At 56.9% G+C, this 13,890-nt stretch carries 12 protein-coding genes; 5 read left to right on the top strand and 7 right to left on the bottom strand.

All coding sequences use genetic code 11. The annotated features are described in order from the left end of the window. Positions 1–749 precede the first annotated feature (749 nt). The 4 genes from ROR01S_RS04265 to ROR01S_RS04250 all read left to right on the top strand — a co-directional run bounded on the left by ROR01S_RS04265 (position 750) and on the right by ROR01S_RS04250 (position 5,804). Positions 750–1,346: a fimbrial protein gene (locus tag ROR01S_RS04265; RefSeq protein WP_004866728.1), complete on the top strand. Its 597-nt coding sequence runs from the start codon at positions 750–752 to the stop codon at positions 1,344–1,346. A 96-nt stretch (positions 1,347–1,442) separates the two neighbouring features. Beyond that, the gene (locus ROR01S_RS04260) at positions 1,443–2,111 is read left to right on the top strand and encodes a fimbrial biogenesis chaperone (RefSeq protein WP_369974012.1); all 669 of its coding nucleotides are present in this window, start codon (positions 1,443–1,445) and stop codon (positions 2,109–2,111) included. 74 nt (positions 2,112–2,185) lie between these two features. Beyond that, the gene (locus ROR01S_RS04255) at positions 2,186–4,681 is read left to right on the top strand and encodes a fimbria/pilus outer membrane usher protein (protein ID WP_064359148.1); all 2,496 of its coding nucleotides are present in this window, start codon (positions 2,186–2,188) and stop codon (positions 4,679–4,681) included. A gap of 16 nt (positions 4,682–4,697) precedes the next feature. After that, complete coding sequence (locus ROR01S_RS04250; RefSeq protein WP_015585901.1) at positions 4,698–5,804, top strand: fimbrial protein; 1,107 nt, start codon at positions 4,698–4,700, stop codon at positions 5,802–5,804. Here ROR01S_RS04250 and ROR01S_RS04245 read toward each other — a convergent pair. From ROR01S_RS04245 to ROR01S_RS04215, 7 genes are read right to left on the bottom strand one after another with little or no spacing between them, the layout of a single operon-like run. After that, complete coding sequence (locus ROR01S_RS04245) at positions 5,801–6,766, bottom strand: oligopeptide/dipeptide ABC transporter ATP-binding protein (RefSeq protein ID WP_004866718.1); 966 nt, start codon at positions 6,764–6,766, stop codon at positions 5,801–5,803. The genes ROR01S_RS04250 and ROR01S_RS04245 overlap by 4 nt on opposite strands. After that, positions 6,759–7,745, bottom strand: a complete 987-nt coding sequence (locus tag ROR01S_RS04240) for an ABC transporter ATP-binding protein (RefSeq protein ID WP_004866715.1) — start codon at positions 7,743–7,745, stop codon at positions 6,759–6,761. The genes ROR01S_RS04245 and ROR01S_RS04240 overlap by 8 nt, the downstream gene beginning before the upstream one ends. After that, positions 7,742–8,638 carry a D,D-dipeptide ABC transporter permease gene (gene ddpC / locus ROR01S_RS04235; protein WP_032724284.1) on the bottom strand — a complete coding sequence of 299 codons (897 nt, stop codon included), beginning with the start codon at positions 8,636–8,638 and terminating at the stop codon, positions 7,742–7,744. Before ddpC ends, ROR01S_RS04240 begins: the two co-directional genes overlap by 4 nt. Continuing rightward, on the bottom strand, positions 8,639–9,658 hold the full coding sequence (locus ROR01S_RS04230; protein WP_004866710.1) for an ABC transporter permease: 1,020 nt from the start codon (positions 9,656–9,658) through the stop codon (positions 8,639–8,641). It abuts the gene before it with no gap. Positions 9,659–9,712: 54 nt separating this feature from the next. Then, a complete protein-coding gene (locus tag ROR01S_RS04225; RefSeq protein ID WP_369974013.1) occupies positions 9,713–11,269 on the bottom strand; it encodes an ABC transporter substrate-binding protein in 1,557 nt (518 codons plus the stop codon). 2 nt (positions 11,270–11,271) lie between these two features. Continuing rightward, positions 11,272–11,856 (bottom strand): D-alanyl-D-alanine dipeptidase, encoded by a 585-nt coding sequence (gene ddpX / locus ROR01S_RS04220; RefSeq protein ID WP_004866705.1) that lies wholly within the window; start codon positions 11,854–11,856, stop codon positions 11,272–11,274. A gap of 37 nt (positions 11,857–11,893) precedes the next feature. Then, positions 11,894–12,763 carry a MurR/RpiR family transcriptional regulator gene (locus tag ROR01S_RS04215; RefSeq protein ID WP_004866702.1) on the bottom strand — a complete coding sequence of 290 codons (870 nt, stop codon included), beginning with the start codon at positions 12,761–12,763 and terminating at the stop codon, positions 11,894–11,896. Positions 12,764–13,079: 316 nt separating this feature from the next. On the opposite strand from ROR01S_RS04215, the gene ROR01S_RS04210 reads away from it, so the two are divergent. After that, positions 13,080–13,841, top strand: a complete 762-nt coding sequence (locus tag ROR01S_RS04210; protein ID WP_004866701.1) for a transporter substrate-binding domain-containing protein — start codon at positions 13,080–13,082, stop codon at positions 13,839–13,841. Positions 13,842–13,890 lie beyond the last annotated feature (49 nt).

Raw genomic sequence — 13,890 nt, 5'->3', positions numbered from 1 at the left:
TCTGAATATCTGACCTGCTGCGGGGGGCTCAAACCCGTCACCGGTCTCTGAGGTGACGGGTTTTTTTATGCCGTCGGCTGTCCCACTGGTCGGCAATCCTTGTCACGTCTTTTAAAAACGGCGATCCGCGCCTTTGCATGATGTTTATTAAATCGATAAATATGAAATTTATTCAACTTATTCTTTCATTTGAAATATGCCACCGTGAGAAAACAAGGACAGGTATTTATTAGTGTTATTATGATTTCGGGGGTGACAAAATAAATAACATGACCCCGACTAAGAATATTCCTAATTCTGGGTTTATGCCTTGCGCCTGCACAGAAAAAATCTCACCAGAATAGCGCGGTTTTTATTAAATTTGTTAATTAATAAGTGGCGTTGTTGTGCGTTATTGTTATGATGTTTGGTTTTTTGGGTTTGATAATTAACAATTCAGGCAAAAATGATGAATTACATTTTAAATGTAAAATAAAACGTTATTTCATTAACATAACAAATTATTGTTTTTTATTTTTATCAGGAATAACATTTCTTCCAGTGTTAAATGTTTTGCTATGTCCCTCCGTTTAAAAATTATTTCACGAACGTGTTGAAATAAATTAAATGGAAGGTCCTGCTGTGCATTTAATATCCTGCAGAGGGAACGCGATTATTTTTAACATGGACAATCTGCAAGCAGAACCACTCAGGTCATCACCGCCCTGTGCGCGATCTGTTATAAATATATGTTAGAAATGAGATAAATAATGAAGACACAATTTCGTATTATGGCAATGATTGTCGGTGCTCTGGTGTCCGGCGTAGTATTAGCATCACCGTCACAACCCGCGCGTTCCGCATTGTCCGTTAACCCTGGCGCCAGCACAGGGACGCAAAGCACGGGCGGCCAGATCGAATTCTCCGGTTCAATTACCGATACCTCCTGCGATATTGATAGCAACAGCGCCAGCCAGGTAATCGATTTGGGCAAATGGGCAAGCAACTTCTTTACTGGCGCAGGTTCTGAGACCACGAAAACCGCCTTCCACATTAAAGTGAAAGATTGTCCAGCCTCCGTCACCAAAGTGGCGGTGCTGTTTGACGGCACCCGAGATAGTAACAACAGCAATCTGCTGGCGGTTAACGGTGGCGCCCAGGGCGTAGCCATTAAGCTGTATGAGGATGACCGCGCCACGCCGATTAACCTCGGAACGGTATCACGTGACCAGACGGTACTTGCGGGTGCCGGCGGAGCCAGCACCGGGACCGCGGATCTGGAGTTTTTTGCCGATTATATCTCCACCAGCGCGGTTTCCGCCGGGGCGGCAAACGGCACGGCAAACTTCAATATGGTTTACAACTAACACATCAATGAGCAGGTTTACCTGCTCATTATTATGCATTTACTGGATAGTTTCTTTTTTATTCGTTGTTTTCCAGACGCTTATCTGATGGTTGTGATTATGAAAAACATGCTGGCCGGTATCGCGGCTGCCTTTTTATTGTTAGCCGCTGCGGCCCAGGCCGGTATTATTATGGGCGGCACCCGGGTTATATATCAGGAAGGAAAACGTGAAGCCTCTATTTCAGTGAGCAATGCGGATCCGCATTCCCCCTATCTGGTGCAGTCGTGGGTAGAAAACTATGTGGAAAAAGAGCAGGGACCAGTCCCTTTTATTGTCACGCCGCCGCTGTTTCGTCTCGACCCGGATCAAGAAAACGTATTGCGAATTAATTTCATTGGCGCCGATCTTCCTCGCGATCGCGAATCCGTTTATTGGCTGAATGTAAAAAGCATAGCCCCGACGCAAAAAGGGGATGTGAATAAACTCCAGGTCAATATTAAATCTAAATTCAAGATTTTTTATCGACCGAATAGCCTTGCCGGGGATCCGATGAAAGCCTGGCAGCAATTAACCTTTAAAGTGGAGGGTAATCGACTGGTGGCGCACAACCCAACGCCTTATTTTGTCTCCTTTTTCTCCCTCTCGGTGGGCGGTAAAGAGATAGATGAACCCGGCATGATTGGACCGTTAACCCGCAAAGAGTGGCCGGTTAACGGTGCAGGGACGATTAGGTGGCGCGCCATTAATGATTTTGGCGGTATTACGGATAGCGCGCAGCAGTAATCCTTGCGCTTTGCATTGCCAGGTCAGCGATTGTGAAAAAAAAGTCCCCTGTAATTCTTCACGGCTATTCCGTGATGGCGACCCCGTTCGGGGATTCCCGATTGATCGCAAGCCTGCCGCCGCTGCTCTGTTTATTGTGTCAGAGCGCCCGGGTATCGGCGGATGATTACTTCGATCCGGCCGCCTTAGAGTTTGCCAGCCCGCAGCAAAAAATGGCGGACTTGCACTATTTTGCTAAATCCGGTGGCCAACAGCCCGGGGTTTATTCGGTCAACATCTGGGTGAACAACCAGGACGCCGGTCAGGGGGCCATCACCTTTGTGGAGGAAAATGGGGCACTGCAGCCGGTTTTAACCGTCGCGCAACTGGCCGAATTGGGTGTGAACGTCAGCGCCTTTACCGCATTTAACACGCTGCATGACGGTGAAACTTTCACCCGGATTGAACACTATATTCCCGATGCCAGCAGCCGCTTTGATTTCGCCAGCCAGCGTCTGAATATGCGTATTCCTCAGGCAGCGATGAACACGCAAAGCCGCGGCTATGTCGATCCGGTGCGCTGGGATGACGGGATCCCGGCGGCGTTTGTTAATTACAATTTGACCGGAGCGCAAACTCGCCAGTCTGATACCCGCACCCAGTCAAGCTATCTGAATTTACGCAGCGGGGCGAACCTGGGGCCCTGGCGCTTACGCAATATTTCGGCGATGCAGTACGATCGGCAGTATCGCTGGCATTCCCAAACCACCTGGTTGCAGCGAGATGTGAAATCACTCAACAGCCTGCTGCGGATTGGCGATACCTTCACAACCGGCGATGTATTCGATAGCGTGCCATTTCGCGGCGTACAGCTGATGTCTGACGATGAAATGCTGCCCGACAGCCAGCGGGGTTTTGCGCCGGTGATTCGCGGTATGGCGCACAGCAATGCCAAAGTAACGGTCTCGCAGCACGGCTACGTTATCTATGAAACCTTCGTCTCGCCGGGGGCCTTTGCCATCAAAGACCTCTACCCGACGGCACAAAGTGGCGATCTGGATGTGCAGGTGAAAGAGAGCGACGGGTCGGTTCGGACGTTTACCCAGCCTTATTCCGCCGTGCCGTTTATGCTCCGGGAGGGGCGAAGCAAATTCAGCCTTAGCGGCGGGCGCTATCACGCCGGTCAGCGTCAGGTTCGATCGCCGGAATTTGTGCAGGGAACGTTCTTTTATGGATTACCTGCGGCGTTGACTTTATACGGCGGTACTCAGCTGGCGCAGAATTATCAGGCCTGGGCGTTGGGGGCCGGGCGGGGATTTGGTGAGCTGGGATCGCTGGGCGGCGACGTCACCTGGGCCAGCACTACCGCTCCTTCCAGCACGCGCTCCGTGGGGCAGTCGTTTCGCGTGCAGTATCAGAAAGATTTTGTCCGGACCGGCACCTCTTTTAGCCTCGCCAGCTATCGTTACTCGTCGAGCGGCTATGACGACTTTAGCGAGGCCAATGCGCTCGAAAGCCCGGACGGACAGCTTGATCACAAACGTAGCCGGGAAGAGCTCTCCGTTGCCCAGGCGGTTGGTTCTCTCAGTAGTCTGGCCATTTCTGCTTACTCGCAGAACTACTGGCACAGCAGCGGCCACGATGAAACGGTGCACCTGGGGTTCTATAGCGCCTGGAAAGGGATCGCGTGGGGAGTGGGCTATTACTACACGCAATCTGCCGATCATGATCAAGCGGACAGCGCCTGGTCATTTAACCTCAATATTCCGCTGGGTGGCCCGCTGGCGGACAGCTCCCTGAGTTACAGCACGACCTCCGATAACAATGGGCACACTTCGCAGCAGGTTTCGATGTATGGCTCGGTGCCACATCGTCCTCATCTCTATTATTCCGTTCAGCAGGGGTACGCTAATGCCGGGCAGGGGAGCAACAGTAGCGCCGCTCTGGATTACCACGGTGGATACGGCAGCGCCCAGCTGGGTTATCGCCATGACCGCGTAAGTCACCAGCTGACCTGGGGAGCCGCCGGCTCGCTCGTTGCGCATCCCTACGGCGTGACATTAGGCCAACCGGTTGGCGACAGCTTTGCTATCGTTCGGGCGCCCGGCGCGGCGAATGTGGCCATTCAGAACGGGAGCAATATCCACACCGATGGGCGGGGCTATGCCGTGGTGCCGACCTTAACGGTGTACCGAAAAAATACCCTGACCCTGGATACTGAATCGATGACCAACGACACCGATGTCGATCTACAAGGGCAAACCGTGATTCCCGGCGGCGGCGCGATAGTCCTGGCGAACTACCGGACCCATATCGGTAATCGCGTGCTGTTTACCCTCCACGACAGGAACGGGGCGATTCCGTTTGGCGCCAGCGTACATTTGCACCCCGAAGGGGACGACACCGGGGCGGCAGCGGGAGGCATGGTGGCCGATAGCGGCCAGGTGTACCTCAGTGGGATACCGGAAGAGGGTACGCTCGACGCGGACTGGGTCGATAACAACATTTCGCGGAAATGCTCGCTACATTTTCATCTTTCCGACCGTCAGCAGCAGAATGTGGTGAAAACTGCGGCGGGTCTTTGTTTGTAAACCGAGGAGAAAAGCCATGTATTACGGCTTTCGTTTAGTCGCGTTGCTGTGCCTGTTATTGTCGGCAATCTATAGTCAACCCGGATGGGCCGAGAGCTGCGGCGGTCGCGTAGGGCAGATGACGATTAACGTGCCGAACATTCGCTATTTGCCGACGCTACGCGCCGATACGCAGATGACCAACGCAATGGCCGATAGCGGCGGCGGTATTCACTTCGTTTGCGATCTGCAGCTGCCCGGCGCCAGCTGGAAACGTATTGTGTACCGGCAGATCAACACGGCCGGCTCGCCGCGAATCATTAACGGCCAGCATGTTTATGCCTCCGCGCTCAGCGGGATGGGCTATTCGTTGGGCTTTCAGTGCGGCGGCGGTCCTGTTCACTATATTGACGGCAGCAATGCACCCGCTGGAAGTGAATCCGTGACGGTTTGCGAGAGTTCACAGCTGTCAACGCTGCTTGCCCAGCGGGAGGTGGTGGTGAAGGCGTATATCACCTTTTATAAAACCGGCGATGTCGCGTTGGTCAGCGGCAACCACGCCAGTGTCCCGGGGCTGCCGCAGGTAGGAAATTTATACATCGAGGAGCAGGACAGCAGCCGCACCGCCCGAACGGCCAGCGCGCCGGTGAGTATCGACCTCGCTGCGCTCAACGTGGATATCGGCGCCAGCGGTAGCTGTCAGGTGGCTCGCCCGACGATTAACGTTAATCTGGGTACGGTCAATAAAGCCGAATTCAAAGGCAAAAGCACCGCCGCCGGGGTGGCGCAGACCTTCAGCATCCCGGTCTCTTGCACCACGCCCACCGATATCCGTATTGGTTTTTTTGGCGTGACCGCCGATCCCGGCGTCAGCGATACCCTGGCGCTGGAAAAAGTCGACGGGGCCGCGAGCGGTGTAGGAATCGAGCTAAGCTATGGCAACAATCCCGCGCCGGCGCCCTCTGCGGGAACCCCGGTGAAAATCAACGAATCCAGCAACCTGCCGGTTCTTAAGCATATCGCGGGCGGGAACGCCGCCGCGGCCGAAAGCATCAACTTCACCGCCCGATACGTGCAAACGGGAGATGTCGTGACGCCCGGACGGGCTAACGGTCTGGCGACCTTCGCGCTCGAATACAACTAGAGGGCCTTCCCGGCGTTGAGCGGCTGACCGATTAGCGCTTCCGCCTGCCAGCAACGGGCCGCGGTCCCGTTACCCGACGGGCGTAGCGGCTGCGGTTTCTCGCAGCCCGCGCCGGCGAACGGACAGCGATCGCGGAAGTAGCAGCCCTCGGGCAGATGGCGATTGCCGGGTAATTCCGTGTTGCGCGGCGCTTCGCCCAGCGCTGAGCCGATACGCGGTACCGAATCCATCAATAGCCGGGTATAGGGATGGGCCGGGTTATCGAGGACCTGACGCGCCTCGCCCATCTCAACGATTTGTCCGAGATACATCACGGCGACGCGATCGCTCATATGGCGCACTACGGACACGTTATGCGAAATCAGGACATAGGTCAGGTTCTGCTGTTTTTGCAGCTCGACCAGCAGGTTGAGGATCTGCGCCTGTACCGAAATATCCAGCGCCGAGGTCGGCTCATCCAGCACGATAATATCCGGCTTTGCCGACAGCGCGCGGGCAATGGCAATGCGCTGGCGCTGGCCGCCGGAAAACTCGTGCGGCAGGCGGTCGAGATACTCCGGGCGGATACCTACCTGCAACGCCAGCTGCTCAGCCAGAAGGCGTCGGGCCTGTTCACTGGGGCGCGACTGGATCCATACCGGCTCGGTGATAGTGCGCCAGACCGGTAGCCGTGGATCCAGTGAGGAGAGCGGATCCTGAAACACCATCTGCATACGCCCGCTGCCGGACGTCGTCGCGCGCTCAAACTGGCCGTGAGAGGGCTTAAGCATGCCCATCAGCAGCTTTGCAAGGGTACTTTTCCCGCAGCCGGACTCGCCGACGATACCTAAGGTTTCACCGCGATACGCCGTGATATCCAGCCCGTTTAGCGCATATACCCGTTCGACGACTTTGCCGCGCCAGTTCTTACGCGCCGGGAAGTTAAGATGAACATCGTTCAGTTTCAGCAGCATCTCAGACATGCGTTTTCTCCCGTTGAGGGTACCAGCAGGCCGCCTGCTGCCCGGTCTGTTCTATCGGGCGGAGCACCGGCGTGATGCCGCAGCCCTCGCCGGCGGCAAAGCAGCGTTCGCGAAAGGCGCAGCCGCCCGGTAATCGCGCCAGATTCGGCACCGTGCCGGGAATTGAGCGCAGCAGCGAACGCGGCTCGCCGTTATCCGGGGCGCTGTCGAGCAGGCCGACGGAGTAGGGATGCAGAGGCTGATGCAGCACCTGCTGTGTTAATCCGCTTTCAATCACCGCGCCGGCATACATGACGTACAGCCGATCGCAGATCTGTGAAACCACCGCCATATCGTGGCTGATAAACAGCACCGCGGTGCCCGTGGCCAGCGCTTTCTGTTTTAGCAGGCGCAGCACCTGGCGCTGAACGGTCACGTCCAGCGCGGTGGTCGGTTCATCGGCAATCAGCAGGTCGGGCTCGCAGGAAAAGGCGATGGCGATCATCACCCGCTGGCGCATCCCGCCGGAGAGTTCGAAGGGGTAACGCTCCATCACCCGCTGCGGATCGGCGATCTGCATATCCGCCAGCAGCGCCACCGCCCTGGCGCGCGCCTCGCGGGCAGAAAGGGGACGATGCTGACGAATAACGTCGACCATCTGCTTGCCGATTCGCCGCGTTGGATTCAGGGCGGTCATCGGCTCCTGAAAAATCATCGCCACCCGACGGCCGCGGATATCGCGCATCTCTTGCTCTGAAGCCTTGAGAATATCGTTTCCCATCAGCGTCACCTGACCGCTGTGAATCTGATAGCTTGCCGGCGGCAGCAGACGCATCGCCAGCATGGCGGTGACGGATTTGCCGGAGCCCGATTCCCCCACCACGCCGACGATTTCGCCGCGGTCAATATGCATCGAGACCGCGTTCAGTACATGTACTTCCCCCTGGTAGACGGGGAAGCTCAAACGGACGTTGTCGATTGTCAGAACCCGATTACTCATGCGTTGCGTCCTCCGGACTTCGGATCCAGTAAATCCTGGATCCCGTCCCCAAACAGATTAAAACCGACGGCGGTGATCAAGATCGCCGCTCCCGGGAAGGCGCAGTACCACCACTGATCGAGGACGTAGTTGCGACCGTTTGCCACCATCGCGCCCCACTCAGCGGTAGGCTGTTGCGCGCCGAGGCCGATAAACCCTAGCGTCGCCGCCATCAAAATGGCGCTGCCGATATCCAGCGATGCCTGCACCACCAGCGGCGGCAGGGCGTTGCGTAAAATATGCCAGCTGATCAGGTGCCAGCGGGAGGCGCCGAAGGTTACCGAAGCTTCGACGAAGCTGTGCTGGCGCACCACCAGCGTCTGTCCCCGCGCCAGACGGACATAAAACGGAATACGCACAATAGCGATCGCCAGCATGGCGTTGAATAAGCTTGGGCCTAACGCGGCGGCCAGCGCCATCGTCAGCACCAGCGAAGGGATCGACAGCATGATATCCATCAGCCGCATGATCAGCGCATCGCTGCGTCCGCCGAGCACGCCGGAAAGGCAGCCCAGCAGCGAACCGCTGATCCCGGCGATCAGCACCACCGCCAGGCCGGCGGCGATCGATTGCTGGCTACCGATCAGCACCCGACTGAACAGATCGCGACCGACCTCGTCGGTACCGAACCAGTGGGACAGCGACGGCGCCTGCAGACGGGCGGTGAGATCGATTGCGTTGGGATCGTGCGGTACCAGCCACGGCGAGAAGATCATCAAAAACAGCATGATCAACATAATGGCGCCGCCGATCAGCGTCAGCGGGCTTTTGCGTATCAGCCACAGACGGCGCTTCCACACGGTGTTGCGGCGGGTTTTTTCGATAGCGCCGGGGCGTTCCTGGGTCATCATCACTTAGTTTTCTCCCCGACCCATGCGCGGGTCTATCCATAAATAGAGCAGGTCGACGAGCAGATTGACCAGCACGTAAGCAAAGGACACCACCACGGCAAAGCCCATCACCGCCGGGAAATCGAGCGCCTGAATAGAGGAGACGACGTAGGCGCCCATTCCGGGCCAGGCAAAGACGGTTTCGGTCAGCACCGCGCCGTACAGCAGATCGCCCAGCGCCAGCCCCAGCACCGTGACTGAGGGAATCAGCGCGTTAGGCAGCGCATAGCGCATCACGATGGTCCATTTTGGCAGGCCGCTGGCCAGCGCCGTGCGGATATAATCTTCACTCAGCTGCTCCAGCATGGCGGAGCGAATTTGCCGGGCGACAATCCCCAGGTGGACGAAGGCCAGCGTGGTTGCCGGCAGAATCAGATGCTGCAGCGCGTTAAAGAACACGTCGATGTTGCCTTCCAGCAGCGAATCGATCAGATAAAAGCCGGTCACGCGGGTGGGCGGGTCAAACCAGTCGTCAAGGCGCCCGCTGCCGGGCAGCCAGTCCAGTTTGCCGTAAAACAGGACAATCACTCCCAGCCCCAGCCAGAACGCCGGGGTCGAGATTCCGGTCAGCGCCATCAGGCGAACCAGGTGATCGGTCCAGCGGTTGCGATATACCGCCGAAAGTACCCCCAGCGGAATGCCGACCACCAGCGCGATAAACAGGGCGCAGATCGCCAGTTCGAGCGTGGCCGGGAAAAAGGTCTTTAAATCTTCCAGCACCGGACGCCCGGTACGGATGGAGGTCCCCAGATCGCCGTGCAGCAGGGCGTTGACATAATGGAAAAACTGCTGCCATAACGGCAAATCCAGCCCCAGCTGCTGGCGGATATGGCGGACGATTTCGTCGCTCGCGCGATCGCCTGCCAGCAGCCGCGCCGGATCGCCGGGAATGAGGTGCGAAATAATAAAGGTGATCACGCAGACGCCGGCGACGACGAGGACCAGCCCCCAACTGCGTTGTCGAATTAAACCCCAGAAACTCATGATGACGCCCTCTGCCGGGCCCGCGACGGCCCGGCATCACAAGGTTAAGATGCGCTATTTGTGCATATCGGCAATATTGAAAATCTGCTCAAGCATCGGGTTGAAGACGAAGCCCTTGACCTCTTTATTCATCGCCACCTGGTAGTTCTTCTGGAACAGATAGACGTAGGCGGCCTCATCGATAACGGTTTTCTGCGCCGCCTGATAATCCCGGGTGCGTTCTGTCTGGTCGGTAGTGGCGACGGCCTGTTTGAGCAGCGCGTCAACCTGCGGGTTGGCATAGAACGAACGGTTGCCCGGCAGCCCTTTTTTATCTGACTCGAACCAGTAGTTCATGAACATATAGGGGTCGGCGAAATCCGGGCTCCAGTTGCCGATAGCGATATCGTAATCCCCTTTACCAATGCGCTCGCGCATGGTGGCGTTAGCCAGTTTTTCCAGCTTCACCTGGATGCCGAGGGTTTGCAGATTTGCCTGGGTGGAGAGCGCAATCGGCTCCCAGTTCGGGTCGTTATCGGAGTAGAGGAACGACAGGGTTTTTGGCTTATCGGCGACGTTGGCCAGCGCGGCTTTGGCTTTATCCATATCAAGGGAATACTGCATCGCGCTCGGGTCAAAGCCCCACATACCGTCGGGGATTGGGCCGCGCATCTGTTTGCCGTTGCCGCCGAGAATGCCGCTGACCATCCCTTGATAATCGGTGGCCCAGGAGACGGCGCGGCGTAAATCGACCTGATTCATCGGCGCTTTGCTGTTGTTGAGATACAGGTAGGTCACGCGTAGCGCCGGATAGTCATACACCGCCACGCTATCCTGTTTCTTCAGGGCCGCAAACTGGTCGACCGGCAGCGCATCGGCAATATCCAGATCGCCCTTGGTCAGCTGCAGACGGCGGGCGGCGCTTTCACCAATAATCTTCACCGTCACGCGTTTAAAGGTCGGCTTCGTGCCGCTGAAGTGCGGGTTGGGCACCAGCACCAGCTGCTGGCCTTTCTGCCAGCGCTGCAGCATATAGGCTCCCGAGCCGGCGGTGTGTTCCGCCAGCCAGGCGCGGGCGTCATCGGCGGCGTTGGCCTTCAGGACCGCCGGGTTGACGATCGACGCGCCATCATTGGCCAGGGTGTGGAGGAACGGAGCGAACGAGTCCGGCAGGATGAAGCGCACCGTGGCGGGATCCACGGCCTCAATTTTCAGCCCGCTCGGGAAGGCTTCCGAAGGACCTTGCTTAATGCGCATCAGGCGTTCGAAAGAGAGTTTTACCGCTTCGGCGGTGACCGGCGTGCCGTCGTCAAACTGCATGTTTTTGTGCAGTGAAAAGGTCCAGGTTTTACCGTCATCAGAGACCTGCCAGCTTTCGGCCAGGTCGCCCTCGACGTCCGTTGAGCCTTTCCCGTCCTGGGTTTTGTATTTGACCAGCCGCTGATAGGCCGGGTAGGTGACCGTCCAGTCGTTATTATCAATAGTGACGGCCGGGTCGAGCGTCTGCGGATCGGCGGCTTTACCGATGACCAGCATATCTTTGGGCACGGCAGCATAAGCCGGGGCGATAGCCGCTGCCAGCGCAACGGCCAACAGCAGCGGGCGAAAACCGGTAAAAGAGGTGCGACTCATATTCATGGAATGACTCCGTCAGTGTGAGCGGGGGACAGGCAGGCGAAAACATCGTCAAGGAGCGGATAACCGGCCGCATCCGGTAATTCGAAGTGCCACCATTCCGTGGAAATACCCTTAAAGCCGCCGCCAAACATAATGGCGTTCAATAGCAGGCGGTTACGTTGGGCGGCCTGGGGAACCGCCGGGTGATAAGGGTGAGAGAGATCGTCCATCTCATCGAAGGCGGTGCCCATATCCAGCGGCTGGCCGTTTTCGTCGATTAACGTCACATCAATAGCGGTACCGCGGCTGTGGTTCGAACCCAGCGCAATCGGCACCACGTAGTCCTGGTTCGGACAGGCGTTCCACAGCAACTGCTGCGCCTGCTGCGGACGATAGGCATCGAGAACCTGCAGATTCAGGCCCGCCAGCTGCGCGATGCGCAGGGATCTCTCCAGCGCCGCCGCCGCATCCGGGTGCAGCAGGCAGCGGGCTTCGGCATAGATGGGCTGGCCGGTAATGTTATCGGCGCTGGCGTACTTGAGATCGATAGCCAGCGCCGGAAAGCGTGCGCGGATATCGACCAGAGTGACTTGCTGATTCATCTGTTGTTTCCTGTCCTGGAGCCTGACGAGCAGGCGCTTATTCACGTTCAAATTGACCAAATTCCTGCTGCAGCGCCCGGTTTTCGGCCAGCCGGCGCGACAGCGTCGGGCCGAGTTGCTCGACGACCGCGGAGAGCAGCAGGTTGAAAAGACAGCTGATTGGGGCGAGGGAATCCCAAAAATGACCGGTATCGGTTTTGACCTGCAGCAGATCGACCGGATAGTCGCGGGCCCACGGACACCAGATATCGGTGACCAGCGCGGTGGCAATGCGCCGCTCGGCGGCAACCCGACAGAACTGGCGGGCGGTGCTGGAGTAGGCGCGGGTATCCGTCAGGATGATGTAAGGGTGTGCGTATTCGGAGTTCAGCGACTCCAGCCAGCTACCGGAACTGCCGTCGGCATAGGTCACGCGCGGGCGCAGGTATTCGAGATGGCTAAAAAAGCTGTTGGCGATGCCTCGCGTGGACTGGATCCCGAGCACAATCACCGTATCGGCCTGGGCGATCCGCGTGCTGACCCGGGCGAAGGTCTCTTCCTGCGCCAGCTGATAAACATAGCGGATCGCATCCAGCTCCATCTGCAGCGACAGGCTGGCGCGATCGGGCTGGGTTTGCTGCTGCGCCCAGGAGTCGAGGCGGTCGATGACGCCCCAGTGTTTATAGGGCGCCGGGGTATGATCTTTCAGACCGTTTTTGACGTCGTCGAGGTTGCGATAGCCGAGTTTGCGCAGGCAGCGGCCGACGGTGATCCCGCTGGTACCGGTCGCCAGCGCAATGCTATCGGCCGTTTCATAGGGAATATGTTCCCGATGGCTCAGTAGCCAGCTGCCGATGCGTTTTTCACTTGGCGTCAGCTGACTAAATATCGACTCGATGGTGCGAAACAGCCTGGAGTTATCGTTCATACCCGCCTCTCAATGAGATTTCTCTCTCATGAACCCGCATTGTGTTACTCAACTAACAAAGCACGATGCATGCCATCTGTTCCGGAAAACCGTTTTTTGCGGTATCACTGGGAAAATGCGCGAGGCAGGCGAACAAAGAGCGTATATTTTCGCCAGAATATGCACAAAGAAAGTGCAACGTTTCCTGGTTGTGCATCACAAAAATAAAACATACGATTAACAATGTTGTAATCTGTGCAACAAATGAGCAGAAAATAAAGCGCGCTGGAATCGTGCAAAACCTTCACAAAACCCACGTATTGATAAGGATGATGGTATGAACTTAAAGGTCTGTCTGACCTTCGTACTCGCGAGTATTGCCTGCGGTAGCCAGGCGCGGGATCTGCAGGCGATTCAACAAAGCGGTGAGTTGAAAGTGGGCGTTCCGGGCGACTATGCTCCGCTGGCGTTCCACAACGAAGCGGGCGAACTGCGTGGTTACGACGTGGATATGGCAAAGGATCTGGGGCAGAAGCTGGGGCTTAAGGTCACCTTTGTGCTGACCAGCTGGCCGACGCTTTCCAGCGATCTGAAGGCCGATAAGTTTGATATTGCGATGGGCGGTGTCACTGAAACCCCGGAACGGGCTAAAGATTTCGCCCTCAGCCATCCGGTGGTGGCAAACGGAAAAATCGCCCTGGCGAACTGTATGGCGGCCCCGGCACTCGGCAGCCTGGAAAAGATTGACCGCCCCAATGTGAAAGTGATTGTTAACCCGGGCGGCACCAATCAGAGCTACGTCGATGCTCATCTCAAACATGCGCAGATTATCAGGGTCAAAAATAACGTCGATAATCTCGAGGCGTTACGCCAGAAAACCGCCGATATGATGGTCACCGACCTGATTGAAGGCGTCTATTACGAGAACAAAGAGCCCGGTGTCTTCTGCGTCGCGACGGATAAACCCTTCCCGGGCACCGCCAGTTTTAAAGTCTATATGATGAACAAAGATAATCAGCCGCTGCTGGAGAAGGTGAACCGCTGGCTGGACAGTCAGGATAAAAATATCCTCAAACAAAAATGGAAGATTCACGAATAGGTGCCGGCGGAGATAACCTTACCGACGGGTAAAGATATCTCCGCGAAAT

This window comes from Klebsiella ornithinolytica NBRC 105727 = ATCC 31898 (genome assembly GCF_001598295.1).
Lineage (GTDB): Bacteria > Pseudomonadota > Gammaproteobacteria > Enterobacterales > Enterobacteriaceae > Klebsiella > Klebsiella ornithinolytica.
Note: the sequence above shows the minus strand (reverse complement) of the source record. Positions and strands in the feature narration are given on the sequence as shown.

What these genes read in the sequence shown, in the direction of transcription:
- ROR01S_RS04245 (WP_004866718.1), bottom strand. Translation starts at nt 6,766, where the DNA reads ATGTCTGAGATGCTGCTGAAACTGAACGATGTTCATCTTAACTTCCCG.
- ROR01S_RS04265 (WP_004866728.1), top strand. Translation starts at nt 750, where the DNA reads ATGAAGACACAATTTCGTATTATGGCAATGATTGTCGGTGCTCTGGTG.
- ROR01S_RS04210 (WP_004866701.1), top strand. Translation starts at nt 13,080, where the DNA reads ATGAACTTAAAGGTCTGTCTGACCTTCGTACTCGCGAGTATTGCCTGC.
- ddpX (WP_004866705.1), bottom strand. Translation starts at nt 11,856, where the DNA reads ATGAATCAGCAAGTCACTCTGGTCGATATCCGCGCACGCTTTCCGGCG.
- ROR01S_RS04240 (WP_004866715.1), bottom strand. Translation starts at nt 7,745, where the DNA reads ATGAGTAATCGGGTTCTGACAATCGACAACGTCCGTTTGAGCTTCCCC.
- ROR01S_RS04250 (WP_015585901.1), top strand. Translation starts at nt 4,698, where the DNA reads ATGTATTACGGCTTTCGTTTAGTCGCGTTGCTGTGCCTGTTATTGTCG.
- ROR01S_RS04215 (WP_004866702.1), bottom strand. Translation starts at nt 12,763, where the DNA reads ATGAACGATAACTCCAGGCTGTTTCGCACCATCGAGTCGATATTTAGT.
- ROR01S_RS04225 (WP_369974013.1), bottom strand. Translation starts at nt 11,269, where the DNA reads ATGAGTCGCACCTCTTTTACCGGTTTTCGCCCGCTGCTGTTGGCCGTT.
- ROR01S_RS04255 (WP_064359148.1), top strand. Translation starts at nt 2,186, where the DNA reads ATGGCGACCCCGTTCGGGGATTCCCGATTGATCGCAAGCCTGCCGCCG.
- ROR01S_RS04230 (WP_004866710.1), bottom strand. Translation starts at nt 9,658, where the DNA reads ATGAGTTTCTGGGGTTTAATTCGACAACGCAGTTGGGGGCTGGTCCTC.